Annotated in this window: 25 protein-coding genes; 12 read left to right on the plus strand and 13 right to left on the minus strand. The window is 69.4% G+C overall.

The genetic code is table 11. The features are described from left to right. Positions 1-10 precede the first annotated feature (10 nt). On the plus strand, positions 11-1,855 hold the full coding sequence (gene thiC, locus VM685_RS11000) for a phosphomethylpyrimidine synthase ThiC (protein ID WP_325460191.1): 1,845 nt from the start codon (positions 11-13) through the stop codon (positions 1,853-1,855). Between the two features lie 18 nt (positions 1,856-1,873). On the opposite strand, the gene VM685_RS11005 is transcribed toward thiC, so the two are convergent. Then, complete coding sequence (locus VM685_RS11005; RefSeq protein WP_325460192.1) at positions 1,874-2,833, minus strand: hypothetical protein; 960 nt, start codon at positions 2,831-2,833, stop codon at positions 1,874-1,876. 186 nt (positions 2,834-3,019) lie between these two features. Continuing rightward, positions 3,020-3,229, minus strand: coding sequence for a hypothetical protein (locus tag VM685_RS11010; RefSeq protein ID WP_325460193.1), 210 nt, complete (start codon positions 3,227-3,229; stop codon positions 3,020-3,022). Positions 3,230-3,436: 207 nt separating this feature from the next. On the opposite strand from VM685_RS11010, the gene VM685_RS11015 reads away from it, so the two are divergent. Next, positions 3,437-3,619 (plus strand): hypothetical protein, encoded by a 183-nt coding sequence (locus VM685_RS11015; protein ID WP_325460194.1) that lies wholly within the window; start codon positions 3,437-3,439, stop codon positions 3,617-3,619. Here VM685_RS11015 and VM685_RS11020 read toward each other — a convergent pair. Next, positions 3,616-3,927 carry a DUF1905 domain-containing protein gene (locus tag VM685_RS11020; protein WP_325460195.1) on the minus strand — a complete coding sequence of 104 codons (312 nt, stop codon included), beginning with the start codon at positions 3,925-3,927 and terminating at the stop codon, positions 3,616-3,618. The genes VM685_RS11015 and VM685_RS11020 overlap by 4 nt on opposite strands. Before the next feature lie 68 nt (positions 3,928-3,995). On the opposite strand from VM685_RS11020, the gene VM685_RS11025 reads away from it, so the two are divergent. Beyond that, positions 3,996-4,619, plus strand: a complete 624-nt coding sequence (locus VM685_RS11025) for a Type 1 glutamine amidotransferase-like domain-containing protein (RefSeq protein WP_325460196.1) — start codon at positions 3,996-3,998, stop codon at positions 4,617-4,619. A 13-nt stretch (positions 4,620-4,632) separates the two neighbouring features. On the opposite strand, the gene greA is transcribed toward VM685_RS11025, so the two are convergent. Beyond that, positions 4,633-5,112 carry a transcription elongation factor GreA gene (gene greA / locus VM685_RS11030; RefSeq protein WP_325460197.1) on the minus strand — a complete coding sequence of 160 codons (480 nt, stop codon included), beginning with the start codon at positions 5,110-5,112 and terminating at the stop codon, positions 4,633-4,635. Positions 5,113-5,457: 345 nt separating this feature from the next. On the opposite strand from greA, the gene rnk reads away from it, so the two are divergent. Then, complete coding sequence (gene rnk / locus VM685_RS11035) at positions 5,458-5,844, plus strand: nucleoside diphosphate kinase regulator (protein ID WP_325460198.1); 387 nt, start codon at positions 5,458-5,460, stop codon at positions 5,842-5,844. A 90-nt stretch (positions 5,845-5,934) separates the two neighbouring features. After that, complete coding sequence (locus tag VM685_RS11040) at positions 5,935-6,390, plus strand: hypothetical protein (RefSeq protein WP_325460199.1); 456 nt, start codon at positions 5,935-5,937, stop codon at positions 6,388-6,390. 64 nt (positions 6,391-6,454) lie between these two features. On the opposite strand, the gene VM685_RS11045 is transcribed toward VM685_RS11040, so the two are convergent. After that, a complete protein-coding gene (locus VM685_RS11045) occupies positions 6,455-7,489 on the minus strand; it encodes a hypothetical protein (protein WP_325460200.1) in 1,035 nt (344 codons plus the stop codon). 233 nt (positions 7,490-7,722) lie between these two features. Next, the gene (locus VM685_RS11050; RefSeq protein WP_325460201.1) at positions 7,723-8,430 is read right to left on the minus strand and encodes an HAD family hydrolase; all 708 of its coding nucleotides are present in this window, start codon (positions 8,428-8,430) and stop codon (positions 7,723-7,725) included. A 140-nt stretch (positions 8,431-8,570) separates the two neighbouring features. On the opposite strand from VM685_RS11050, the gene VM685_RS11055 reads away from it, so the two are divergent. The 3 genes from VM685_RS11055 to VM685_RS11065 all read left to right on the plus strand — a co-directional run bounded on the left by VM685_RS11055 (position 8,571) and on the right by VM685_RS11065 (position 11,373). Then, a complete protein-coding gene (locus VM685_RS11055; protein WP_325460202.1) occupies positions 8,571-10,358 on the plus strand; it encodes a long-chain-acyl-CoA synthetase in 1,788 nt (595 codons plus the stop codon). A gap of 104 nt (positions 10,359-10,462) precedes the next feature. Beyond that, the gene (locus tag VM685_RS11060) at positions 10,463-11,071 is read left to right on the plus strand and encodes a hypothetical protein (protein WP_325460203.1); all 609 of its coding nucleotides are present in this window, start codon (positions 10,463-10,465) and stop codon (positions 11,069-11,071) included. Then, positions 11,071-11,373, plus strand: a complete 303-nt coding sequence (locus VM685_RS11065; protein ID WP_414693356.1) for a winged helix-turn-helix domain-containing protein — start codon at positions 11,071-11,073, stop codon at positions 11,371-11,373. The genes VM685_RS11060 and VM685_RS11065 overlap by 1 nt, the downstream gene beginning before the upstream one ends. Positions 11,374-11,377: 4 nt before the next feature. On the opposite strand, the gene VM685_RS11070 is transcribed toward VM685_RS11065, so the two are convergent. Further along, entirely contained in the window at positions 11,378-12,883 is a 1,506-nt protein-coding gene (locus tag VM685_RS11070; RefSeq protein WP_325460205.1) for a sensor histidine kinase, read from the minus strand. A gap of 99 nt (positions 12,884-12,982) precedes the next feature. Between VM685_RS11070 and uvrC the strand changes: the two genes are divergently transcribed. From uvrC to pgsA, 3 genes are read left to right on the plus strand one after another with little or no spacing between them, the layout of a single operon-like run. Further along, on the plus strand, positions 12,983-14,839 hold the full coding sequence (gene uvrC, locus VM685_RS11075) for an excinuclease ABC subunit UvrC (RefSeq protein WP_325460206.1): 1,857 nt from the start codon (positions 12,983-12,985) through the stop codon (positions 14,837-14,839). 10 nt (positions 14,840-14,849) lie between these two features. Continuing rightward, on the plus strand, positions 14,850-15,122 hold the full coding sequence (locus VM685_RS11080) for a hypothetical protein (RefSeq protein WP_325460207.1): 273 nt from the start codon (positions 14,850-14,852) through the stop codon (positions 15,120-15,122). 26 nt (positions 15,123-15,148) lie between these two features. Further along, positions 15,149-15,775, plus strand: a complete 627-nt coding sequence (pgsA, locus tag VM685_RS11085; RefSeq protein ID WP_325460208.1) for a CDP-diacylglycerol--glycerol-3-phosphate 3-phosphatidyltransferase — start codon at positions 15,149-15,151, stop codon at positions 15,773-15,775. Here pgsA and VM685_RS11090 read toward each other — a convergent pair. The 4 genes from VM685_RS11090 to VM685_RS11105 form a co-directional block, all read right to left on the minus strand. Then, positions 15,772-16,128, minus strand: coding sequence for a YciI family protein (locus VM685_RS11090; RefSeq protein ID WP_325460209.1), 357 nt, complete (start codon positions 16,126-16,128; stop codon positions 15,772-15,774). The two genes, pgsA and VM685_RS11090, sit on opposite strands and share 4 nt — an antisense overlap. A 174-nt stretch (positions 16,129-16,302) precedes the next feature. Next, positions 16,303-17,673, minus strand: coding sequence for an L-serine ammonia-lyase (locus VM685_RS11095; RefSeq protein ID WP_325460210.1), 1,371 nt, complete (start codon positions 17,671-17,673; stop codon positions 16,303-16,305). 120 nt (positions 17,674-17,793) lie between these two features. After that, entirely contained in the window at positions 17,794-18,687 is an 894-nt protein-coding gene (locus VM685_RS11100) for a pirin family protein (RefSeq protein ID WP_325460211.1), read from the minus strand. A 22-nt stretch (positions 18,688-18,709) separates the two neighbouring features. Continuing rightward, positions 18,710-19,207 (minus strand): Lrp/AsnC family transcriptional regulator, encoded by a 498-nt coding sequence (locus tag VM685_RS11105; protein ID WP_325460212.1) that lies wholly within the window; start codon positions 19,205-19,207, stop codon positions 18,710-18,712. A gap of 142 nt (positions 19,208-19,349) precedes the next feature. Between VM685_RS11105 and VM685_RS11110 the strand changes: the two genes are divergently transcribed. After that, entirely contained in the window at positions 19,350-22,784 is a 3,435-nt protein-coding gene (locus VM685_RS11110) for an indolepyruvate ferredoxin oxidoreductase family protein (RefSeq protein ID WP_325460213.1), read from the plus strand. Here VM685_RS11110 and VM685_RS11115 read toward each other — a convergent pair. Both VM685_RS11115 and VM685_RS11120 read right to left on the minus strand, forming a co-directional pair. Then, on the minus strand, positions 22,781-23,668 hold the full coding sequence (locus VM685_RS11115; protein ID WP_325460214.1) for a YwqG family protein: 888 nt from the start codon (positions 23,666-23,668) through the stop codon (positions 22,781-22,783). The two genes, VM685_RS11110 and VM685_RS11115, sit on opposite strands and share 4 nt — an antisense overlap. Further along, entirely contained in the window at positions 23,665-24,363 is a 699-nt protein-coding gene (locus VM685_RS11120) for a hypothetical protein (RefSeq protein WP_325460215.1), read from the minus strand. The genes VM685_RS11115 and VM685_RS11120 overlap by 4 nt, the downstream gene beginning before the upstream one ends. Positions 24,364-24,440 lie beyond the last annotated feature (77 nt).

A 24,440-nucleotide genomic window follows, 5' to 3' on the forward strand; every position in this document is an offset into this window, starting at 1 on the left:
GGAGCACGCGATGAACAAGCCCACCGGCCCGCTGGAACCCACCACCATCCCGACGGGCGAGCGCCTCGGCTCGCGCAAGGTCTATGCGGCCGGCGACATGTTCCCGGAGCTGCGCGTGCCGTTCCGCGAGGTGGCGGTGCATCCGAGCGCCAACGAGCCGCCGGTGACCATCTACGATCCGTCCGGGCCCTACACCGACCCGACCGTCTCGATCGACATCCGCAAGGGCCTACCGCGCACGCGGGAGCCGTTCGTGCTGGCGCGCGGCGACGTGGAGGCGGTGGCCGAGCCCCGCCAGGTGCGGCCCGAGGACAACGGCGGCGCCACCGGCCCCTACCTCGCCCCGCAGTTCCCCGACGAGGGCCGGAAGGTCTACCGCGCGAAGTCTGGGTCGATGGTCACCCAGCTTGAGTACGCCCGCGCCGGGATCATCACGGCGGAGATGGAGTACGTCGCCATCCGGGAGAACCTGCGCCGCGAGCAGTCCTCCCCCTGCGTTCGCGACGGCGAGGACTTCGGCGCATCGATCCCGGACTTCGTGACGCCCGAGTTCGTCCGCCAGGAGGTCGCCCGCGGCCGCGCGATCATCCCGGCCAACATCAACCACGGCGAACTCGAGCCGATGGCGATCGGGCGTAACTTCCTGGTCAAGATCAACGCCAACATCGGCAACTCGGCCGTGCTCTCCACCGTCGACGACGAGGTGGACAAGCTCGTGTGGGCCACCCGATGGGGCGCCGACACGGTCATGGACCTGTCCACCGGCCGCAACATCCACAACATCCGCGACTGGATCGTGCGCAACAGCCCGGTCCCGATCGGCACCGTGCCGATCTACCAGGCGCTGGAGAAGGTCGGCGGCGTCGCCGAGGACCTGACCTGGGAGGTGTTCCGCGACACCCTCATCGAGCAGGCCGAGCAGGGCGTCGACTACTTTACGATCCACGCGGGCGTCCGCCTGCCCTTCGTGCCACTGACCGCGAAGCGGGTGACCGGCATCGTGTCGCGCGGCGGTTCGATCATGGCGAAGTGGTGCCTGGCCCACCATCGCGAGAGCTTCCTCTACGAGCGCTTCGAGGAGATCTGCGAGATCATGCGGGCCTACGACGTCTCGTTCTCGCTGGGCGACGGGCTGCGGCCCGGCTCGACGGCGGACGCCAACGACGAGGCCCAGTTCGCGGAACTCCGGACGCTCGGCGAGCTCACCAAGGTGGCCTGGAAGCACGGCTGCCAGGTGATGATCGAGGGGCCGGGCCACGTGGCCATGCACAAGATCAAGGCCAACATGGACGAGCAGCTCAAGCACTGCCACGAGGCGCCGTTCTACACGCTGGGCCCGCTGACCACCGACATCGCGCCGGGCTACGACCACATCACCAGCGCCATCGGCGCGGCGATGATCGGCTGGTACGGCACGGCGATGCTTTGCTACGTCACGCCCAAGGAGCACTTGGGCCTGCCGGACCGCAACGACGTCAAGACCGGGGTCATCACCTACAAGCTTGCGGCCCATGCCGCCGATCTCGCCAAGGGCCATCCGGGCGCGGCCATGTGGGACGACGCGGTTTCCCGCGCCCGCTTCGAGTTCCGCTGGGAGGACCAGTTCAACCTCGGCCTCGATCCGGAGACGGCGCGCCTCTACCACGACGAGACCCTGCCGAAGGAGGCGCACAAGACCGCCCACTTCTGCTCCATGTGCGGCCCGAAGTTCTGCTCGATGAAGATCAGCCAGGACATCCGCGAGGCCGCCCGTGGGCAGAACGAGGTCGAGACCGGCATGGCCGAGATGTCGCGGAAGTTCCGCGAGACCGGCGGCGAGATTCTGGTGCCGGTGGCCTCGGAGCCCGCTGAATAGCGGGCTCCGCGCCGCAACCTAGGCTGGGACCGGCGCCCTGGTCTTGGCAGGGCTCAGCCGCCAGACGAGGTTGTCGGCCGGACCCGACCAGTTCCAGAGGACGACCTCCGTCCCCGAGGCGTAGGGCGGGTCGCCCTTGACGTTCAGGTTGAACCGCGCGTCGCGGCGCAGCCGCAGCGCCGCCATCCTGGTGGCAGGGTCGGTGCCGAACTCCGGGTCGCCCTGGTCCCACAGGGCGTTGTCGTCGATCGTGGCGGTCATCGCCGTCAGGCCCCGACCGTCCGATCCCAGCGCCAGGCCCGTCGCCCGGTTGATGAGCACCATGCCTTTGAAGACCCGCGGATGGCCGATGTATTCGTCGTCGCGGAAGCTCCAGTCGAGCCTCAGCCAGACCTGATCGTCCGTGGGCTCGGCGCCGAGCAGGCGGGCGCTCGCGCGGCCCTGGACGGGGGCGCCCGTCCCGGTCGGCGCCAGGGACGAGAGCGCAAGGACTCCGCTCTGCGGCGCCGAGCGGTTGATCCCCGAAACGCAGGTCTTGAGCCCGACCTCTTCGATCCGCGTCGCCGAGTCGAAGATGGACACCCCGTCCTTCAGCACGTGGAAGGAGCTGTCGTTGCGCAGCTCGGCCACATAGGTCGGTCCCTTGCCGGCGGGCGTATCCGACGCCCAGATGGGCGATTGCGAATGGTCCTGCAGGCTCGTGCCCCAATAGGTGCAGCAGTTGCCGTCTTCCTGCATGACGAAGACGTGCGGGCCGGGGTTGTCGCCGGGCGCCCACCAGACACGGCTGGCCTGTTGCCCGGTGAAGGTGGTCGGGTCCGAGTCCACCTGGTCCAGTGGGTTCCAGTAGACCGCGAACGAGCCGTTCGGCTCGAGCACGCCCACGAAGCGGCGGTTCGGCGAAATCAGGAAGTCGCCGACGGTGAGGAAGCTGCCGGTCGCAAGGCGCGACCCCTTGTTGTGGTTTGTCGTCTGCATGGAAGGCGATCTCCGGGGCCGACGCATCCGGATCGACCGTCCCAGCCCCGGGGCGGACTAAGCTCCACCTTGGGTCCGACCAGGGTGACGCTGGTCACAGCTCAGTCGGCTAGCCGACGTTCCGTGACGCGGACATGAAAAAGGCCCGCCAAGGCGGGCCTTTCCGGACAGTCGCTCAGCGCGGGATCAGTCGCGCTGCTCGGCCTCGGCCTTCTGAGGCGCCGGCCAGACGCGCACGCATACCGCCAGCGTCACCGACCCCAGCACGGCGGCGGCCGCGCCCATCCACTGGATCGGGCTCATGCCCAGGGACGCGTAGTGCCCGGCCATGCCGCCCGAGGCGAACACCAGGACCGCCGAGCCCCACTCGGCCGCTTCCTTCGACGTGAAATTCATGACGTGACGCCCTCAACCCAACTCAGACGAGACGATGCTGCAGGCCCAGAGATAGCCGCGAGCCCGGCCCATCCGCCATGCGGCACGGGGGCGCACGAAACCCGTCGGTGCTGATGCTTCGCTTACGTACTTTCCACAGGGTGTGGTTTTCCGCCCGTTCTGGCAGGAAGACCCCTGTTCGCCCGAAAGCAGTGTTTCTTCAGCGTGATGCACAAGACCTACGAGCTCTATTTCCACGACGACGAGCAGGCGCCTCCGGCGTTCGAGGCCCTGACGTGCGCCAACGACGCCGAACTCGTCACGGCGCTGCGCCGCCGGCTGGCCGAGCGGCAGTCGAAGTCCGTGGTCGTCCACGAGTTCGGCCGCGAGCTGTTCACCCTCAACGCCTAGAGCAGGATCTCCACGGCGAGCCGCACCCGGTCGCCCGCGGCGACGCCTTCGCGCACCCGCACCTGCGCCTTCACCGGAAGCAGGAAGGACCCCGACTTCGAGTCCGGGAAGATCGAGGTGCGCCATGAGGTCTTCCCGATCGTCGCCTCCACCCTCACGGAGCCCCAGCCCCGCGTGCGGCCGCCGACCAGCGCGCGGACGCCCGCCGCCGTCTCCGGTGGCAAGGTCACGAAGTGCCAGGCGGCCTTCTCGCCCGGCCATAGCCACAGTTCGCAGTCCGCCTCGTAGCGCACAGCGCGCCTTCCCATGTCCGATCAGGCGGGCACAATAGCAGTCCGGTCATGGCGTCGCGCCGGCCGCGTCTGGAGGGCCGCGCTTGAGGCTCTATCTTTCCTCCTTCCGCATGGGCGACCGGTTTGGCGAGCTCATGCGGGCCCTGGGACCCCGCGCGAAGGTGGCGGTGATCTCCAACGCCGTTGATTTCATCCCGGCCGAGGATCGCACGGCCCACGCGCGCACGGTCTTCGACCCTGTGCAGCACTTCAACGGCCAAGGCCTGGACGCCTTCGACTTGGACCTGCGAACCTTCTTCGGCGACCCGGCGCGACTGGAGGCCACGCTGGACGGCGTGCGGCTCGTCTGGGCCAACGGCGGCAACGCCTTCCTTCTCCGCCGCGCCATGCGGCAGAGCGGACTCGACGCCCTCCTGCGCCGGGAGGTTTCGGGCGGGGGCCTGGTCTATGGCGGCTGGAGCGCGGGCGCGGTGGTCGCGGCGCCAACCCTGCGCGGGCTGGAGCTGATGGACGATCCGGAGGTGGTGGTAGCAGGATACGACCCGGAGCCGGTCTGGGAGGGGCTGGGTCTCGTGCCCTTCAGCCTCGTCCCGCATTTCGGCTCGCAGCACCCTGAGGCCGAGGCCGCCGCCCAGGCCGCAGCCTGGCTGGCGGCGCAGGGGCTACCGCACAGGACGCTGCGCGACGGCGAGGTGCTGGTGATCTGAAGGCGCAGCGGCCTCAGGCGACGGCCACGATCTCCACCTCGGCGCCGTTGACCTCCACGACGTCGCCGACGACCTTGCCGAGCAGCGCGCGGGCGAACGGCGAGACGTAGCTCACGCTGCCCTTCGCCGGATTGGCCTCGTCCTCGCCGACGATGCGGAACGTCTGGCTGCGGCCGTCCTCGCGCTCGATCTCCACCGTGCTGCCGAACTGCACCTTGTCGGGCTGCGGGTCTGGCTCGGTGAGCTGGGCGCTGGCGCGGCGGGAGGACCAGTAGCGCAGGTCGCGAGTGGCCCTGGCCATGGCCGTGCGGTCGGCGCTGATGCCGCCCTCGGCCTGCGCCGCCGCATAGGCCGCCCGCGCCGCGGCGAGCTCGGCCTCGATGGCCGCGAGCCCCGAGGCGGTGACCAGGTTGGCGTGCGCCGAGACCGGCCGGTCCGGCAGGTCCGCCGCCTGGGCCTCGTAGTCCTCTTCCCTGGTGAACGCGACTGCCATGGCTCTGGTCTAACGCGCGAGCGGCCCGGGTGGAACCGCCGCCGTTTGACTTCCCGGCACGGCCAGCCCATGTTCAGTCGGCATGTCGAAATCGGCCAACATTCTGCGTCGAACCTGTCACGCCGGGCGTGTCGTCGCAGGCGGCTGACCCCGAGCCCATGTAGAGCCTGAGAGCCGGGCTCGGGGAATTCCAGCAAGATCATCCGAACATCACGAGGCGTCGGTGCGGCGGACCAGGTTTCGGCGCGCGAGGACTTCGTAACAACTGGATTCCAGGCTGCGACAGCTGTCGCGGGAGACCGCCTGCGCGCGGTTGCAGGAGTCCCATCCGAAGGAGGCCCAGCCATGCTGGCCCAAGACCTGAAACCTCCCCCCGTCTATGTGACGGAGGCGGATTACGAGCGGCTCTCCAATCTGGCCGGCCTCGGCCGCACCCTCGGCGCGGAGCTGCTCGGCCGCGAACTCGACCGCGCGATCGTGGTGCGTCCCGAGGAGGCCCCGCAACGCTTCGTGCGCCTCGGCTCGGCCGTGACCTACCGCGAGCTGACCTCCGGTGAGGCCCGGCGCGTCACCCTGGTCTGTCCCGACCAGGCCGACATCGACGCCGGGCGGCTGTCGGTGCTCTCGCCCGTGGGCGCCGCCCTGCTCGGCCTCTGCGCCGGCGCCGCCTTCAGCTGGAGCGGGGCCGACGGGCGGCCGCGGGTCGTCGAGATCGAAGCGGTGGAGGTCTGACATGGCCCTGAGCCCTTTCGACTACGAGCAGCGGCTGCGCGACCTGGAGGTCGGGCTGCAAGCCGTCGCCGCCGTCCGGGCCTATGCGCGATGAGCGCCGTGGCGTTTCCCGACCGGCCGCCGATCTTCATCGGCGTGTCGGACCACCGCCGGCTCACGGCGGCGGCGATCCACGCGCTGATCGACGCCCCGCGGATCGCGGCGGCCCTGCTGGAGGAGCTGGAGCGCGCGGACATCGTGCCGGACGACGCGGTGGGGGCTGACGTCGCCCGGCTGGGCTCTTGGGTGGAGTTCATCGCCGACCAGGACGAGCAGCCGACCACCGCCCAGCTGGTGCCGCAGGCGCTCTCACCGCAGGAGCTGCCGGTCCTGTCCACCGCCGGGGCGGCGCTGATCGGCATGCGGGCAGGTGACACCATCCGCTGGCCCGACCGGCTGGGATCCCAGCGGGTCCTGAGCCTGCTGCGGGTGGAGCCCGGCGCCTTGCCGGCCGGTTGCGAGCCGCCGCCGCTGCCCCGGGGACTTCGCCGCTTGCGCCACCGGTAGGGGCGAATGAAAAGGGCGGCTCCTTGCGGGAGCCGCCCTCTTCTTTATCCCCAACGGAAAGGGGTTACGGCTGGGGCGTCGCCTCGGGCGTCGCTTCCGGCGTGGTTTCAGGCGTCGGGCTGGACGCGCTCGGCGCCGGAACCGGTTCCACCGGCGCCGGGTCGATGGCCGTCGGGGCCGTCGGGGTCGGCGTCACGGCCGGCGGGGTGTCCGTGGCGGCCGAAGGCGTGGTCGCCGCGGCCGCGCCGCTCAGGTTCGAATAGGGCACCGGACCGCCGGGCAGGGTGGCCGTGGCGCTGGCGTTGACGCCCACGTCACCGGCCGCGGGGGCCGCCTCGGCCGGACGGGTGCGGGCGGTCGCGGTCCGCGTGGTGCGGGTCGTGCTGCGGGCGACCGGCGCGCTGCGCTCCGTCGTGGCGGTGGCGGTCGCGGCCGGGGCGGCGGGCGTCACCGGAGGGGCGGCGGTGTTGGCGGCCATTTCCATCGGGGCCGGCGCCGCCATGGTCGAGCCGCCGGCGGCGGCCATGTCGGTGGGCTCGCCCGGAGCGAGTTCGGCCACGCCGGTGTCCTGCGGCTGGCTGGCGTACCAGCCCGCGGCGGCCAGGCCGCCCAGAGCCACGACGCCGGCGGCGAGCGCGGCGGCCGGAACGCCCCCCTTCTTCTTGGCGGTGGTCGTGGTCGTCGTGCGGGTCCGCGGCGGGGCGGCCGTCATGGTCTCGGTGCGGATCTCACGATCCGTGCTGGTCCGCGGCGGGATGGTCGAGGCCGACGTCATCGGCGCGTCCAGCGCCGAGACGCCAGTGGTCGTGCCGACCGGGCGGTCCATCGGCGAATCCAGAACCGAAGCGCCCGACGAGGTCGCGCCTGAGCTCACCGGCCGGTCCATCGGCGAGTCCATCGCCGAGGCGCCCGCGCCAGCCGTCGAGGCCGCGCTGGCGGCGGTCGTGCTGCTCGCTTCGGTGGTCGTCTTGCGTCCGCCGCCGAAGCCGCGGCGCTTCTTGGCCGAGCGCTCCCAGATCGGGTTCGCCGGGAACATCGAGCCTTCGGTCTCCTGCGAGCCCGACGGGCCCTGCGAGGACGGGTTGTAGTTCATGGACATGCTCAGTCCCTCCAGGAAATCTGTTGGAGGTGGAAACCCGGCACGGCGCAGCCGGTTCCGCAATCGTGATCGGGGAGCTTGGCTATTCTAGACTATCCGCCTGCTCTGGGACCGGAAGTCATCAGGACTGGGGCCGCAGGATAGTCTTGAAATACAGGCCTGTGGCGCGGCGAATGCCTGCGGCGTCTCCGCCAAGGCGGCGGAAATCTGGCGAGCTTCGCCGTGGAATGGCCTTATTCTACAAGCTCGGCGATGGAGCGGATGATCCGGTCGGGGCGCACGGGACTGTCCGGCGGCAGGCCCTCGCCAAGGTGGTCGTGCCAGATGGCGTAGATGCCCAGCCGCTGGGGCGCGGCGACCTCCCATTCCAGGTTGTCGCCGACCATCCAGGCCTCGTGCGGGCCCACGCCGAGCGCCTGCAGGGCGTGGAGGTAGGCGCGCTCCTCGGGCTTGCCGAAGCCCTGCTCGCCCTCGATCTGCACGTGATCGAAGCGTGGGGCGAGGTCGAAGCGCTCCACCTTCGCGCGCTGGGGCGTCGCGTGGCCGTTGGTCACCAGGGCCAGCCGCACGCCGCGCGCCTTGAGCGTGTCGAGCGCCTCGAGCGCCCCTGGGAAGAAGGCGGCCTGCGCCTCCCGATAGGCGTGGAATCGCTCGGCGAAGGGGCGGGCGAGGTGGGCGGGCGCGCCGAGGTCCCGGAAAGCCAGGCGGGCCACCTCGATCCGCGCCGCCTCCAGTCGGAAGCGCCACTGCTGGTGGCGGTCCTCGTCGGACCAGAACCAGCGGAACTTGGCCTCCATGGCGTTCGCCACCTGCTGCGGCGTGACGGGCGCCAGGTCCGCGCCGAACGTCTCGGCCACCTCCAGGAGCAGGAGGGGTCGCCGGCCGAACGAGATGATGGTCTCGTCGAGGTCGAACAGGATCGCGCGGGGTAGGTCGGCCATGGCCCATACTACACCGTCCGGGGCCCGCGCCGCTGTGGCGCCGGCGCCGCGTGTAACAGGTGTGACCATCCGCGCCCGCGCCTTTCCTTGACCGCCTGCCCAGGCCGCCGCCAAGCTCGCGCCTCAGGTCGGAGGACGGGATGCGCCTTAAGGCAAGGCTCCAGCGCGAGTGGCGTTTTCTGCGCGGGCTTAATCGGACGCTGGGGCGGGTGAAATCCATCGCGCCGGACTCGGACAACCTGATCTGCGACGACCTGCAGGCGGCGGTGGAGCGCTGGCGCGAGCGGCCGGCCATCACCTTCGAGGGGCGCACCGTCACCTATGCGGAGATGGACGCCATCGCCAACCGCTTCGCCCACTGGGCCAAGGGGCTGGGCGTCCGGCGCGGCCAGACGGTGGCGCTCTTCATGCCGAACCGGCTGGAGTACTTCTGCGTCTGGTACGGCCTGTCGAAGATCGGGGTGGTCACGGCGCTGATCAACAATCAGCTGGCCGGCCTGCCGCTCGCCCACTGCCTGAACATCAGCCAGGCCAACCACGTGGTGGTGGATTCGGAGACCTCCCCGGTGTTCGAGGCCGCGCGGCCGCTGCTCGAGCGCACCCTGCAGCAGTGGGTGCTGGGCCCCGCCCACGGCGACCAGCGCGACCTGGTCCAGGCCCTGAAGAGCTGCAGTATGCTGCCGCCCGACCGCATCGTGCGCGAGGACATGAAGGCGCGCGACACGGCGCTGCTGATCTTCACCTCCGGCACCACGGGCATGCCGAAGGCCGCCCGGATCACCCATGTCCGGGCCCAGCTCTACATGCGCGGCTTCGCGGGTTCGACGGGCGCCAAGGCCAGCGACCGGGTCTATGTGAGCCTGCCGCTCTATCACGCCACCGGCGGCCTCTGCGCGCTGGGGGCGGCCCTGCTGAACGGCGGCTCCGTGGTGCTGCGCCGCAAGTTCTCCGCGAGCCACTTCTGGGAGGAGGTGGTGGCCGAGGGCTGCACCATGTTCGTCTACATCGGGGAGCTCTGCCGCTACCTCGTCAACGCCCCCGAACACCCCGACGAAACCCGGCACAAGATCCGACTGGCGTTCGGCAATGGCCTGCGGCCTGACGTCTGGCCGGAGCTGAAGCGCCGGTTCCGGATCCCCGAGATCCTGGAGTTCTACGGCTCCACCGAAGGCAACGTCAGCCTGTTCAACTTCGACGGCCGGGAAGGCGCCATCGGGCGCGCGCCCAAGTGGCTGCGCAAGCGTTTCAACGTGCGGCTGATCCAGTTCGACGTGGAGACCGAGCAGCCGATCCGCGGCACGGACGGCTTCTGCATCGAATGCGGCCCCGGCCAGGTGGGGGAGTGCATCGGCAAGATCGGCGGCGACGCGCGCACTGACTACACCGGCTACGTCGACAAGGCGGCCTCGGAGAAAAAGGTCCTTAGGGACGTGTTCGAGAAGGGCGACCGCTGGTTCGCCACCGGCGACCTGATGAAGTCCGACGCCGACGGCTATCTCTATTTCGTCGACCGCATCGGCGACACCTTCCGCTGGAAGGGCGAGAACGTGTCCACCAACGAGGTGGCCGAGCGGCTGCAGGCCGCGGCCGGCGTGAAGGAGGTCAACGTCTACGGGGTGGCGGTCGACGGCGCCGACGGCCGCGCCGGGATGGCGGCCCTGGTCGTCGGGCCGGAGTTCGACATCAAGGCGTTCGGCGAGCATGTGGCCCGCGAGCTGCCGTCCTACGCCCAGCCGCTGTTCGTGCGCCTGCTGCCGGAGATGCAGACCACCGGCACCTTCAAGGTGCGGAAGATGGACCTCGTCGCCGACGGCTACGACCCGGCGAAGATCAAGGGCCCGCTGTTCTTCCACGACGCCAAGCGCGGCTACGTGAAAGTCACCAAGGCGGTGTTCGAGAAGATCGCCTCCGGGTCCGTGAAGGTCTGATCCGCACCCCATCCGACCGCCCCGCCAGAGAACGGCGGAAAAGAACTTTACAACACAAAGTACTTTTCGTAGAACGGCGTCATTCATCAAGGGGAGCGGCTGACATGGCCCAACCGAACCAGAACCTGAGTGACGACATCGCCTTCATGCGCGGCCTGGCCGAGGCGGGCCGGGACCGGCCGATGGTCGGCGGCTCCATCCTGCTGGCGGCCGGTACGATCTATGGCGCCGCGAGCCTCGCGGTCTGGGTCCTGCTCGCGACGGGCGCCCTGGAGAACTGGATGTACGCCGGCGTCTTCCTGTCGGCGACGGTGGTGTACCTGATCGCGCTCGCGGGGCTGCTGCGCGGCATTCCGCGCGACGGGAGCCCCTACCAGGTGGCGACCGGCGTGGCCTGGTCGGCGGTCGGCTGGGCGATCTTCGTCATCGGCATCAGCCTGGGCGTCGTGACCTGGCGGCTGCAGATCCCGAACCTGATGTCGGTCTTTCCCTGCATCCTGATGGCCCTCTACGGATCGGCCTGGCTGGTCGCCGCGACCCTGATGCGGCAGGCCTGGATGAAGGCGGTCGCCGGCGGCGCCTTCCTGACGGCGGTCGCCGCGGCCTGGTACGTCGACCAGCCGATGATGTGGCTGCTGTTCGGCCTCGGGCTGCTGGGCCTGCTCGCCGCGCCGGGCCTGGTCCTGATGCGCCAGGCGAAGCGGGCGGCGTGATGGACGACTTCGACATCGGCGCGATCGACGAGGTGATCCATGGGCGGCTACGGCTCGGCGTCATGGCCTACCTCGCGAGCGGCGGCACGGCCGACTTCAACGAGCTGAAGACCCGGCTGCAGGCCACCGACGGCAACCTGTCGGTCCACCTGCGCAAGCTCGAGGAGGCCGGCTATGTGGCCATCGACAAGAGCTTCGCGGGCAAGAAGCCCCTGACCCGCGTGAGCCTCACCGAGGCCGGCCGGGCCGCCTTCATCCGCTACCTGGACGCCATGGCCAAGTTGGTCGGCGGGCAGGGCTGACCGCCTAGGCGACGCCCTTCAGGGGCAGGCTGACGGCGCAGCACAGGCCTTGCGGGGCGAACTCCAGCACCGCCTCGCCGCCCATCTGCCCCTTGAGGCTGCGCTCGATCAGGCGCGATCCGAAGCCCCGCCGGGTGGGCGGGGCGACAGCCGGCCCGCCCGTCTCGCGCCAGCCGAGGTCGAGCCGTCCCGCCTCCACGCTCCAGCGCACCTCGACCCGGCCTTCGGCCACGGAGAGGGCCCCGTACTTGGCGGCGTTGGTGGCGAGTTCGTGGAACAGCAGGCCCAGCGTCAGGGCCTCGGCCGGGGCCAGCGCCACGTCCGGTCCTTCCAGCCGGTAGCGTTCGGGACCGAAGGGCTTCAGCTCGACCAGCACCACGTCGCGCAGGTCGGCGCTGCGCCAGCTCGTGGCGGTGAGCAGGTCGTGGGTGGCGGCGAGCGCCAGGATGCGAGCCTCGAAAGCCTCGCGGAAGGCCGCGGGCTCGGGACTGGTGCGCAGCGTCTGGGCGGCGATCGCCTGGACCGTGGCCAGCGTGTTCTTCACCCGGTGGTTCAGTTCGTCGAGCAGCAGCTTCTGCTGCCGTTCGGCCAGCACACGGTCGGTGACGTCGCTGCCCTGCACGAACACGCCCCAGGCGTCTCCGTCCGGGTGGGTGATGGGCTGGTAGATGAAGTCGACGAAGCGCTCTTCCAGGTCGCCGCCCGGCGTGCGCTGGAGCCGCACGCTAAGCGCTTGGCCCAGGAAGGGTTCGCGCTTCTCGAGCACCCCCTGCAGGAGCTGGACGAAGCCCTGTTCGCGGACCTCCGGCAGCGCGTCCTCGACCGACCGGCCGATGACCTGACGATGGCCGATGAGCTGCTGGTAGGCGTTGTTGACGAGGGCGAAGGTCAGCTCGGGACCGGTGAGCACGGCCATGAAGCCGGGCGCCTGCATGAACAGGTCCCGAAGGCCGCGGGTCTCCTGGGTCAGGGCGGCGTTAAGGGCCGTCACCTCCGCGGCGCGCTGCAGCAGGTCCGTCTCGCCCGGCGCGGGCGCGAGATAACTTTCGCCGCCGGGGCCGTAGGCCATCTCCTTGAGCCGCTGCAGCTCGGTCACGTCCACCGTGTTCTGGACGATATAACGGGTGCGGCCGTCGGGGCCGAGCAGGGGCACGTGCGCCGCCGACCAGTAGCGCATCTCGAATCCGCCGCCGCGGCTGGCCGGCCGCTCGATCGGATAGGGGATCAGGGGAAGGGAGTCCGGCCGGCCTGACTCCAGCACCCGTTCGAAGGACTCCCTGAGCCTGCGCCCGCTCTCGCCGGGATTGGGGAAGAGCTCGAAAAGCGGACGCCCGATCAGGTCTTCCCGTCTGCGTTCCAGGGTGGTGCAGTAGGCCTCGTTGACGTCCACGTACCGCAGTTCGCGATCGAGGATCATGTAGGGGCTGGGCAGCGTGCGGAAGAGCGCGGCGAAATCGGGAGCATCCGCCACCGACGGGGCGCGCGCCACCAACTCGTCGTCCGCCACCATCCGGATGGAACTCCCCCTGAAGACCGGTCAACGTACACTGGCAGGCCGCGTTCCAATCGTCGCGCTGCCATGCGGCCCGAACCGCCCTATATGTGACCCATGCTCGACACCCCGCCCCTGAAGGGCGCCGCCCTGATCAAGGATGAGGTCAAACGCCTGCCCGACCGCCCCGGCGTCTACCGCATGGTGGGCGAGGACGGCGAGGTGCTTTACGTCGGCAAGGCGCGCTCGCTCAAGAAGCGCGTGCTGCAGTACGCCCAGGGTCGCTTCCACACCCAACGCATCGCCCACATGGTCGACCAGACGCGCTCCATGGAGTTCGTCACCACCAAGACCGAGACCGACGCCCTGCTGCTCGAGATCAACCTGATCAAGCAGCTGAAGCCGCGCTTCAACGTCCTGCTGCGCGACGACAAGAGCTTCCCCGAGATCGTCATCCGCCGCGACCACGAGGCGCCGCAGCTGCGCAAGCACCGCGGCGCCCACACCATCAAAGGGGAGTACTTCGGCCCCTTCGCCAGCGCCTGGGCGGTGAACCGCACGCTGAACACCCTGCAGAAGGCGTTCCTGCTGCGGTCCTGCTCGGACAGCGTCTACGAGACCCGCACCCGCCCCTGCATGCTGCACCAGATCCGCCGGTGCGCCGCGCCCTGCACAGGGCTCGTCAGCCTGGAGGACTACAACGGCCTGGTGGACCAGGCGCAGGCCTTCCTGCGCGGCAAGAGCCGGGCCGTGATGGCCAGCATGGCCGAGCAGATGCAGGCGGCCTCAGACGAGATGGAGTTCGAGCGCGCCGCGCGCCTGCGCGATCGCATCCGGGCGCTGGCCTCCATCGCCCAGGAACAGCAGATCAACCCCGAGACGGTGGACGAGGCGGACGTCTTCGCCCTGCACGCCGAGGGCGGCCAGGCCTGCGTCCAGGTGTTCTTCTTCCGGGCGGGCCAGAACTGGGGCAACCGCGCCTACTTCCCGCGCGTGGACAAGAGCGACGAGGACCCCGACGTCATGGGCGCCTTCCTCGGCCAGTTCTACGACGACAAGCCGATCCCGAAGATGATCCTGGTGAACATCGACCCCGCGGATTGCGAGCTGCTCGCCGAGGCCTTCTGCCAGAAGTCCGGCCGCAAGGTGGAGATCAGCCGGCCGCAGCGGGGCGAGAAGAAGGGGCTGGTGGAGCACGCGCTCACCAACGCCCGCGAGGCGCTGGGCCGGAAGATGGCCGAGAGCTCGGCCCAGTCGAAGCTGCTGGCGGGAGTCTGCGAGGCCTTCGGCCTGGAGGGCCAGCCGGAGCGGATCGAGGTCTACGACAACAGCCACATCATGGGCACGAACGCCGTCGGCGGCATGATCGTGGCCGGCCCCGACGGCTTCCAGAAGAACCAGTACCGGAAGTTCAATATCCGCTCGACCGAGCTCACCCCGGGCGACGACTACGGCATGATGCGCGAGGTGCTGCGCCGCCGCTTCTCCCGGCTGGTGAAGGAAGAGGAGGAGGGCAATGAGGCCATCCGTCCGGACCTGGTGCTGATCGACGGCGGCGCGGGCCAGCTCGCCGCGGCCATGGAGGTGATGGCCGACCTGGGCGTCGACGACATCGCGGTGGTAGGCGTCGCCAAGGGGCCGGACCGGGACGCGGGGCTGGAGCGGTTCTTCATGCCGGGCAAGGAGCCCTTCATGCTCGAGCCCAAGTCGCCGGTGCTCTACTACCTGCAGCGCCTGCGCGACGAGGCCCACCGCTTCGCCATCGGCAGCCACCGCACGCGCCGGTCCATGGACCTCAAGAAGAACCCGCTCGACGAGATCGAGGGCGTCGGTCCTGGCCGCAAGCGGGCCCTGCTCCACACCTTCGGCTCCGCCCGCGGCGTGAGCCGGGCGTCAGTCGAGGACCTCGCCAAGGTGGAGGGCGTGAGCCTTCCGCTCGCCCAGCGCATTTACGCATTCTTCCACAAGGCCTGAGGAGGCTTCGATGCGGATGATGATCCTGGGGGCGGCGCTGGCCCTGGCGGCGGCGGGGCAGGCCCAGGCGAGTTCGCCCGTGGCCTGGGAGGAGTTCCGGACCGACGTCCGCAAGCAGTGCCTGCATCGCGCGCAGCGGCTGGGCATGAGGTCGCCGCAGGTGATCGTCCATCCCGTCGGCACCCAGAACTACGGGATCGCGGTGCTCATCGAGGGGAACGACAAGCGGATCTGCCTCTACAGCAAACAGCAGAAGACGGTCGAGCTTACGCCGGGTACCTAAGGAACGATCCACGCGTTGGAGAGACCATGAAGTCCCTGCCGAACATCCTCACGTCCCTGCGCCTTGTCCTGGCGCTCTTCATGTTCCTGGCGCTCGCCGCCGCGGCGGGGGCGATCCCCTACGTGTCGGAGCGGCTCGATCCGCTGGCCCAGTTCAGCCTGCAGCGGTGGGCGGTCTACGCCTTCGTGGTGGCGGCGGTGACCGACTTCTTCGACGGCTGGCTCGCGCGGAAGATGAACGCCGTCAGCATCTGGGGCGCCATCCTCGACCCGATCGGCGACAAGGTTCTGGTCTGCGGAGCCATCCTTGGCCTCCTGGCCATGGGCGGGGCCCAGCCGATGATCGTCCTGCCGGCCGGGCTGATCCTGTTCCGCGAGTTCACGGTGAGCGCCCTGCGCGAGGTGGGCGCCGGCAAGGGCGTGAAGCTGCCGGTCACCCTGCTCGCCAAGTGGAAGACCACCCTGCAGCTCGTGGCCCTGACCATGGAGCTGGTGGTCGCCGCCTGGGGCGCCTTCAGCCTGCCGGAGGCGGCGGGGGTCCGTGGCGGATTCGCCACGGCCGCCCACGTCCTCTTCTGGCTCGCGGCGATCGTCACCCTGATCACCGGCGCCCAGTATTGGGAACAGACCCGCAAGGCGTTGACGACGTCCTAGGCGTCGAGCTTCGGCGCCTTGGCGATCTGGTCCTCGCGCCAGGCCTTCTCCTGGGCCATGACCTCGTCGGAGACGTAGCCCTCGAAGTCCTCCGGCTCGTGGTAGGGGCGCAGCTCGATCTCGCCGTCGGCGAAGGGCACGCGCTTCGCCCACGACAGGGCCTCGTCCATGTCCTTGCACTGGATCACCCAGAAGCCGGCGATCAGCTCCTTGGTCTCGGCGAACGGACCGTCGGTGACCACGGTGTTGCCCCGGCCGTGGAAGGCGATGCGCTTGCCGGCCGAGCTGGGCTTCAGGCCCGCCCCGTCGAGCATGACGCCCGCGGCGATCATCTCGTTGTTGAACTCCGCCATCTACGCGAACATCTGCTCGGCGTCGGGCGGGAACTCGCCAGCCTCGGATTGGGGCGTGGCCTTCACGATCATCAGGTAGCGCATCGTCCGTCTCCCTTTTCCGGTCCTCGTGACCTTACGGCAGGATGACGAACGGCGCGCGACGGTCCCGACAGCCGCCGGGCGGAAATCCGCTCAGCACTCCGCGAGATTGACCGCCAGGCCGCCCAGCGAGGTTTCCTTGTAGATGTGGCTCATGTCCTCGCCGGTGCGCTTCATGGTGGCGATCACCTTGTCGAGGCTGACGGTGTGGCGGCCGTCGCCCAGCAGCGCCAGGCGGGCGGCGTCGATGGCCTTCACCGCGCCCATGGCGTTGCGCTCGATGCAGGGGATCTGCACCAGGCCGCCGATCGGGTCGCAGGTGAGGCCGAGGTTGTGCTCCATGGCGATCTCGGCGGCGTTCTCGATCTGGGCGTTGGATCCGCCGAGCACGGCGGTCAGGCCGGCGGCGGCCATGGAGCAGGCGACACCCACCTCGCCCTGGCAGCCCACCTCCGCGCCGGAGATGGAGGCGTTCTTCTTGTAGAGGGCGCCGATGGCCGCCGCCGTCAGCAGGAAGGTCCGGCGGCTCTCCGCCGTCCCGTTGTGGAAGCGCTCGTAGTAGCGCAGCACCGCCGGCAGCAGGCCGGCCGCGCCGTTGGTGGGGGCGGTCACCACCCGGCCGCCGGCGGCGTTCTCCTCGTTCACCGCCAGCGCCCAGAGGTTCACCCAGTCGAGGGCGGCGAGCGGATCGGCGATCCGGCGGTCGGCGTCGGACATCAGGTTCTGCCAGACCTGGTTCGCCCGCCGGGGCACCTTCAGGCCGCCGGGCAGGACGCCGTCCACGCGCAGCCCCCGGTCGATGCAGGCGTACATGGCCGCCGCGATCTCCTCGAGGCCGTCGTTGATCTCCTGTTCCGAGCGGCGGACCTTCTCGTTCTCGAACATCAGCTCGGCGATGGTCAGGTTCGCCATGGCCGCCCGCTCCAGGAGCTCGTCGCCGGACTCGAACGGGTAGGGGACCTCGGGCCCGGGATCGGCCGGGGCGTTCTGGCCCATCTCATCCTCGTCGCGGACGAAGCCGCCGCCGATGGAGAAGTAGGTCCGCTCGCCGAGCGGCGCGCCCTCGGCGTCGAAGGCCGTGAACTTCAGGGCGTTGGGATGCTGGGGCAGCCGGGTGCGGCCGGCCCAGACCAGGTCGCGGCCGACCTCGAAGCCGATCTCGCGCTCGCCGCCCAGCATCAGCCGGCCCTGGTGGACGGCGCGCGCAATGGTGCGGTCGCCGGCGTCGGCGTCGAGGGTGCGCGGCTCGAAGCCGGCCAGGCCGAGGATCACCGCGCGGTCGGTGGCGTGACCGCGGCCGGTGAGCGCCAGCGAGGCGTAGAGAGTGACCTCGACCCGCTCCACCCGGGCGCGCGCCTCGCCGAGCCAGGCCAGGAAGCGGCAGGCGGCGGTCATCGGGCCCATGGTGTGCGAGCTGGAGGGGCCGACGCCAAGCTTGAAGAGGTCGAAGACGCTGACGTTCATCTTGCCCACTAACGCCCAAAACGAGGCAGGCTCAACCCGCCGTGGCTCAGGGGCCGAAAGGCTCTCCGCGCTACAACCCCTGATGGGGGAGGATTATTCCGGCCAAGCTTGCGTCCCCCATCAGCTCATCGGGTTCGCTGGGGGCGGCGGGTCGCCGGGCAGGGGGATGAATTCGTCGTGGTCGGCGTCGGGCAGCTTCATGCGCCCGGCTCGCCAGTCGGCCTTGGCCTGCTCCAGCCGGTCCTTCGAGGAGGAGACGAAGTTCCACTCGATGAACCGCGGCCCCACCGGCTCGCCGCCCAGTAGCATGACGATGACCGGTGTCACGGCGGTGAACAGCACAGGTTCGCCGGGCGCGAAGACCAGCATCTGCCCCTCGTGGAACTGGCGGCCGTCCACCTCCACCACCCCCTGCGCCACATAGGCCGCGCGTTCGGGATACTCCGCCGGCAGCTGCGCCTGGGCGCCGGCGTCCAGCCGCCAGTGGATGTAAAACATGGGCGAGTGGGTGCGCACCGCCGACTTGGCGCCGAAGGCCTCGCCGGCGATCAGCCGGGCCCACATGCCGCCGCCCTCGTAGGTGGGCAGCTGGTCGGGCGGGTAGTGGGCGAAGCCGGGATCGGTCTCCTCGTCCTCCACCGGCAGGGCGATCCAGGTCTGGATGCCGTTCATCCGTCCGCCGTGGGCGCGCAGGTGCTCGAAGCGCTCCGAATGGGTGATGCCCCGGCCGGCCGTCATCCAGTTCACCTCGCCGGGCCGGATCGGCTGGACGGCGCCCACGCTGTCGCGGTGGGTCATCTCGCCTTCGAAGAGGTAGGAGAGGGTGGAGAGGCCGATGTGCGGATGCGGCCGCACGTCCACCTCGCGGCCGAAGCCCGGCTGGAACTCCGCCGGGCCCATGTGGTCGAAGAAGATGAAGGGGCCCACCATCCGCCGCTGGGCGAAGGGCAGCACCCGCCCCACCTCGAACCCGCCCAGGTCCTTGCGCCGCTGGTCGATGACGAGGTCGATCATGGTGGGCTCCGTTCAGGGAGCCCTAGCTTTGCGCGCTCACATAGGGGCTGACCAGACCCAGCGGCGCGGCGGTCGTGTGCTTCACGGAGCGGATGACGATCCGGCTCTCGATGTTGGAGACCAGCCCCAGCGACAGGATCTTGTCGCGCAGGAAGTCGTCGAAGGCGTGCATGTCGCGGGTGACGATCCGCAGCTCGTAGTCGGCGGCGCCGGTGACGGTGGCGCACTGGACGACCTCCGGCAGCTTGCCGATGGCGGTCTCGAAGGCGTCGAGGTTGTCCTTGGTGGGCAGGCTGAGCTTGACCGTGCAGTAGACCTCGAAACCCAATCCCAACTTTTCCCGGTCCAGGATGGTCACGCGCCGCTGGATGACGCCGGCGTCCTCCAGGCGCTTGATGCGCCGCCAGCACGGGCTCGACGACAATCCGACCCGTTCTGCGATCTCGGCGACCGAAAGGCCCGCGTCATGCTGGATCAGATCCAGAATCTTGGCATCGACGGCGTCGAGCACCTCGGACAAGTTTTCCTCCTTCTCTCGGCGCTTACCGGCGTCTTTCTTGCCCCGGAACCGGATGGCAGGGGCACGCTTTTGGCAAGCAATTGCTGCGATCTTATATGATCTTCTAACGGCCTGTGGGAGGCCTGGAAGGATAAAAATTGCGATGCGCCACCAGGAAGTGACGCTCGACGACAAATTTCTGCTCACCGAAGGTCGTGTCTTCATCACCGGCGTACAGGCTCTCCTGCGCGTCCTGATGGATCAGCACCGCCTGGACCAGGCCGCGGGCCTGAAGACGGCGGGATTTGTGTCGGGCTATCGCGGCTCGCCGCTCGGCGGCCTCGACCAGCAGGCCGCGCGCGCCGCCACGCACCTGAAGGCCGCCGAGGTGGTGTTCAAGGAGGGCCTCAACGAGGACCTGGCGGCGACCGCCGTCTGGGGTTCGCAGCAGGCCAACCTGTTCCCGGGCGCGCTCTACGACGGTGTGTTCGGCATGTGGTACGGCAAGGCGCCGGGCGTGGACCGCACGGGCGACGCCTTCAAGCACGCCAACTTCGCCGGCGTCTGGCCCAAGGGCGGCGTGCTGGCGGTGGCCGGCGACGACCACAACTGCAAATCCTCGACGCTCCCGTCGCAGTCGGAGTTCGCCTTCCAGGACTTCGAGATGCCGGTGCTCGCACCCGCCGACGTGCAGGAGGTGCTGGATTACGGCCTGATGGGCTACGCCATGTCCCGGTTCTCGGGGCTGTGGGTCGGCCTCATCGCGCTGGCCGACACCATGGATTCCGGCGTCACCATCGATGTGGGCCTCGACCGCCACCGCTTCGTCATTCCCGACAACTTCCGCCTGCCGCCCGGCGGAGTTGGCATCCGCCTGAAGGACCAGCCGCTCGACAAGGAGCGGCGCCTGCGCACCCACAAGCTGCCGGCCGCGCTCGCCTTCGCCCGCGCCAACCGGATCGACCGGGTGATGTGGGGCTCCTCGCGGCCCCGGCTCGGCATCGCCTGCCAGGGCCAGGCCTACAAGGATGTCATCGAGGCCTTCGCGGCCATGGGCATCAGCCGCCAGGAGGCGGCCGACCTCGGCATCGCCATCTACAAGGTGGGCATGCCCTGGCCGCTGGAGCCGACGGGCTTGCGCAGCTTCGCCGCCGGCCTCGAGACCCTGATGGTCATCGAGCACAAGCGGCCGCTGATCGAGACCCAGGCCCGCGCCGCGCTCTACGACCTGCCCGCCCACGCGCGGCCGAAGATCATCGGCAAGACCGACGAGCAGGGCCACCCGCTGCTCTCGGAGCTGGGCTCGCTCTCGGTGGCCGAGATCGCCCTGGCCATCTCCGACCGCCTGCCGCCCGGCCCGCACATGGAGCGGGTGCACGACTATCTGAACCGCGTCTCGGCCGCCTCCATGGCCGCGGTGACGCTGTCCAGCGACCAGCAGCGCAAGCCGTTCTTCTGCTCGGGCTGCCCGCACAACTCGTCCACGCGCCTGCCGGAAGGCAGCCGGGCGCTCGCCGGCATCGGCTGCCACTATATGGCGAGCTTCAACGACCCGAACACCGACCTCACCAGCCACATGGGCGGCGAGGGCCTGACCTGGATGGGCGCCTCGCCCTTCACCGAGGAGAAGCACGTCTTCGTCAACCTCGGCGACGGCACCTACAATCACTCCGGCTCGCTCGCCGTCCGCGCCTCGGTCGCGGCGAAGTCGAACATCACCTACAAGCTGCTGTTCAACGACGCCGTCGCCATGACCGGCGGCCAGCAGGCCGAGAGCGGCTTCACCGTTCCGCAGATCACCCGCCAGCTCGCCTCCGAAGGCGTGAAGAAGGTGGTCGTGGTGGCCGCCGAACCCGAGCGCTACGAGCAGGTCACCGACCTGGCGCCCGGCGTCGAGGTGAAACCCCGGTCCGAGCTGATGAAGGTGCAGCGTGAGCTGCGCGAGATCCCGGGCGTCACCGTCCTGATCTACGACCAGGTCTGCGCCACCGAGAAGCGTCGCCGCCGCAAGCGCGGCAAGATGGAGCAGGCCCCGCGCCGGGTGATGATCAACCCGCTGGTTTGCGAAGGCTGCGGCGACTGCTCGCGCACCTCGCACTGCGTCTCCGTCGAGCCGCTGAACACCGAGTTCGGCCGCAAGCGGAAGATCAACCAGTCGAGCTGCAACCAGGACTACACCTGTCTGGAGGGCTTCTGCCCGTCCTTCATCACGCTGGAAGGCGCGGAGAACCCGCACAAGGAGGCCATGCCGGCGCTGACGGCCGACTCCACGCCGCTGCCGACCTTCCAGGCCTTCACCGGCACCTCGAACATCGTCTTCACCGGCGTGGGCGGCACCGGCGTGACGACCGTGGCCTCGATCCTGGCCATGGCCGCCCACGTGGACGGCCGCGCCGCGTCCGTGGTGGACATGACCGGCCTGGCCCAGAAGGGCGGGGCGGTGTTCAGCCACGTGCGCATCGGCGAGACCGAGGAGAGCATCGTCGGTGGCCGGGTGCCGGCCGCCAGCGCCAACGTGCTGATCGCCTGCGACCTGCTGGTGGCGGCCGGCGCCGACGCGCTGGCGCTCTACGCCAAGGACCGCACCGTGGCGGTCGGCAACGCCGACTTTGCGCCCACTGCCGACTTCGTCACGGACCGCGACGTGCGTTTCGACGCCGACGCCCAGGCCCGGCGGATCGCGGCGGCGGTGAAGTCTTACGACGCCATGCCGGCCCAGCACCTGGCGGTGAACAACCTCGGCGACGCCATCTACTCGAACATGATCATGCTGGGCTTCGCCTGGCAGAAGGGCGTCGTGCCCGTGTCGAGCCGGGCGCTCTACCGGGCCATCCGCCTGAACGGGGTGGACGCCGACGCCAACCTCCAGGCCTTCGAGCTGGGCCGCAAGGCCGCCCACGATCCGTCGAGCCGCGGCCTGCGCGAGGACGACGTGCCGACGCCGGAGACCCTGCCGGTGGACGAGCTGATCGCCCACCGCGCCCGGGAGCTGGAGGCCTACCAGAACCGCGCCTACGCCCAGCGCTACCTCGACCGGGTGCGCAAGGTGCAGGAGGCGGAAGGCGCCCTGGGCTCCGACCGCCTGACCCGCGCGGTGGCGACCAACCTCTACAAGCTGATGGCCTACAAGGACGAGTACGAGGTCGCGCGCCTGCATACCGACCCGCGCTGGCGCGAGTACCGCAACTCGGTCTTCAAGGGCGGGAAGGAAAAGGTCTGGCTCGCCCCGCCGATCCTGTCGCCCAAGGACAAGGACGGCCGCCCGAGGAAGATGGCCTTCGGCCCGTGGATGACCGACATGGCCTTCCCGCTGATGGCCAAGATGAAGGGCCTGCGCGGCACGCCCCTCGACGTCTTCGGCTACTCCGACGAGCGGAAGATGGAGCGGGGGCTGATCTCCGACTACGAGGCCGGCGTCGACCGCCTCCTCTCAAAGCTGGACGCCGCCCACCTGCCGACCGCGGTGAAGATCGCCGCCGTTCCGCAGCAGATCCGCGGCTTCGGCCACGTCAAGGAGGCCAGCCTCGGCCCCGCCAAGGCCGAGGAGAAGCGCCTCTGGGCCGAGTGGGAGAAGGCGGGGCAGACGGTGGCGGCCTAGTAGGTCTGCCAGTTCGACACGGTCTTGGAGAAGTCGCCCGCCCGGGCGTGCTTCTCCTTGATGAACACATAGAGCCGGCCCGCGTCGCCGAAGTTCATCCCGAGCGCCGGGTCGGAATCGATCTGCAGCAGGAGCCGCCATTCCCGGGCGGCCTCCTCGATATCGAGGGGCAGCGGCCCGTCCAAGGAGAGTCCTCGGGCCAACATCTCAGCCGTGAACGGCATGCGCTCGTCTTGGATCTCAGAGGGATATCCCCCGATCCGGTGCTGCCGTTCGCCGCGATGAGGTCCTTGCGGCGCCGCCGCGAGCTCGCTTTCGTTCAGACGACTGATGTCCAACGCCCGCGGATCAACGCCGAGCCAGTCCAGGCTGGGCGCGACCATATCCAAGCGAAAACCCACCCGCTGTTCGCCGAAACGATGACGCTTCCCAAGATCGTCGGGAAATGCATGGCGGACGGTCGCCGCGTCGGATGCCGCGTGCAGGACGCGGAGGTGATCGGCGCTGCCGTAGCCGTCATCGTCGTTGAACGCCCAAAGTTTGCCTTCGCGGGGGAGCCAGTCCGGTCCTCCGGCGCTGCGAACTTCCTGAAGGTCAAGCTGCGCCAGGAACGCCAGGGATCGGCCCTCGGCGCGTGGCCACTCCACGTCGGGCGGCAAGTCAGGCTCGCCGCCAAGCTTCGAGAAGCCGGGTCTTTCCGCCTCTATGAGGGTAAGAGCCGGCTGGGCGAGCCGCCGCATGTCGTCGAGAACCTGACGTGTGGCCTCCGCGCGCGCCGCGGCGGCCGCCTCCCTTTCCTCGGGATTGGGCTCGCTCAGGCGCCGCACAAGCCACAGTCCCAAGACAGTTGCGACAACGACGAAGCCTATCGTAGCGACGGTCAAGGCCGGCGCCCCTTCTTGTCCTTATCGGGAACCACCCGACCCGCGACTGAAACCGGGGTGGCTTTGGCCCAGTCTGGCGAACCATGCCAAACCCGCTCTGCCGGATTGTACCTTGGGAGCTTCACGCCATCGACGGTGTATCTTCCATGCACCCGCCCGTGTTGAACCGCGTCCTTCATCGGCTTCAGGAAGATGGGCTGGTTCTTGATCCAGTCGGGTACCGCCGACTTCTGTTCCAGCCAGGGTACCCAGTGGTGGACGGGCTGCCCGGGCTTGGCGACACCCTTCTCCGTTAGCCACTGCCGGACGCCCTTAGCTTCTTCCCAGGGCTTTGTGCGCCAGACGTGCGGACCTGCAGCCTTGATCACCGCGCCCTTCAGAATTGCCCCGCTGACGGCCTTCGCGGGTACTAGATCAGACACAGCCAAGGCGGCGTTTCCCGCGGCCCCGAGGTAGTCGCCATCCTGGAAGTCCGCGATCGCTTCCTTTCCTGAACCCCACACGGGGATCATGGACTCCAGTGCGCCGGGATGATCGACGCGTCCGTCCCATGGCTTCTGCCCCACCTCCGTGAACAGACGTCCGCCGAGCATTCGTTGCTTGTGCCGCGCCTCGATATCCGCAGCCTGCTTCTCGTTCAGCGCGCGTTGCTTGCGCGCCATCGCCTCGTAGGCATCAGCGTCCGCGTCCGGCACGGACCTCGCCTTATCGCCGCGCGCATAAGATCCTGATGTGGCCATCTTGGTTCCTCGCCAGCTCACCGAACGGCAGT

The sequence above is a fragment of the Phenylobacterium sp. genome, from assembly GCF_035539035.1.
Lineage (GTDB): Bacteria > Pseudomonadota > Alphaproteobacteria > Caulobacterales > Caulobacteraceae > Phenylobacterium.

Coding starts and splice junctions, on each gene's coding strand:
- VM685_RS11040 (WP_325460199.1), top strand. CDS start 5,935: ATGAGCGCCGTGGCGTTTCCCGACCGGCCGCCGATCTTCATCGGCGTG.
- VM685_RS11055 (WP_325460202.1), top strand. CDS start 8,571: ATGCGCCTTAAGGCAAGGCTCCAGCGCGAGTGGCGTTTTCTGCGCGGG.
- greA (WP_325460197.1), bottom strand. CDS start 5,112: ATGGCAGTCGCGTTCACCAGGGAAGAGGACTACGAGGCCCAGGCGGCG.
- VM685_RS11080 (WP_325460207.1), top strand. CDS start 14,850: ATGCGGATGATGATCCTGGGGGCGGCGCTGGCCCTGGCGGCGGCGGGG.
- VM685_RS11095 (WP_325460210.1), bottom strand. CDS start 17,673: ATGAACGTCAGCGTCTTCGACCTCTTCAAGCTTGGCGTCGGCCCCTCC.
- VM685_RS11010 (WP_325460193.1), bottom strand. CDS start 3,229: ATGAATTTCACGTCGAAGGAAGCGGCCGAGTGGGGCTCGGCGGTCCTG.
- VM685_RS11100 (WP_325460211.1), bottom strand. CDS start 18,687: ATGATCGACCTCGTCATCGACCAGCGGCGCAAGGACCTGGGCGGGTTC.
- uvrC (WP_325460206.1), top strand. CDS start 12,983: ATGCTCGACACCCCGCCCCTGAAGGGCGCCGCCCTGATCAAGGATGAG.
- VM685_RS11070 (WP_325460205.1), bottom strand. CDS start 12,883: ATGGTGGCGGACGACGAGTTGGTGGCGCGCGCCCCGTCGGTGGCGGAT.
- rnk (WP_325460198.1), top strand. CDS start 5,458: ATGCTGGCCCAAGACCTGAAACCTCCCCCCGTCTATGTGACGGAGGCG.
- VM685_RS11045 (WP_325460200.1), bottom strand. CDS start 7,489: ATGTCCATGAACTACAACCCGTCCTCGCAGGGCCCGTCGGGCTCGCAG.
- pgsA (WP_325460208.1), top strand. CDS start 15,149: ATGAAGTCCCTGCCGAACATCCTCACGTCCCTGCGCCTTGTCCTGGCG.
- VM685_RS11005 (WP_325460192.1), bottom strand. CDS start 2,833: ATGCAGACGACAAACCACAACAAGGGGTCGCGCCTTGCGACCGGCAGC.
- VM685_RS11065 (WP_414693356.1), top strand. CDS start 11,071: ATGGACGACTTCGACATCGGCGCGATCGACGAGGTGATCCATGGGCGG.
- VM685_RS11090 (WP_325460209.1), bottom strand. CDS start 16,128: ATGGCGGAGTTCAACAACGAGATGATCGCCGCGGGCGTCATGCTCGAC.
- VM685_RS11020 (WP_325460195.1), bottom strand. CDS start 3,927: ATGGGAAGGCGCGCTGTGCGCTACGAGGCGGACTGCGAACTGTGGCTA.
- VM685_RS11050 (WP_325460201.1), bottom strand. CDS start 8,430: ATGGCCGACCTACCCCGCGCGATCCTGTTCGACCTCGACGAGACCATC.
- VM685_RS11060 (WP_325460203.1), top strand. CDS start 10,463: ATGGCCCAACCGAACCAGAACCTGAGTGACGACATCGCCTTCATGCGC.
- thiC (WP_325460191.1), top strand. CDS start 11: ATGAACAAGCCCACCGGCCCGCTGGAACCCACCACCATCCCGACGGGC.
- VM685_RS11110 (WP_325460213.1), top strand. CDS start 19,350: ATGCGCCACCAGGAAGTGACGCTCGACGACAAATTTCTGCTCACCGAA.
- VM685_RS11015 (WP_325460194.1), top strand. CDS start 3,437: ATGCACAAGACCTACGAGCTCTATTTCCACGACGACGAGCAGGCGCCT.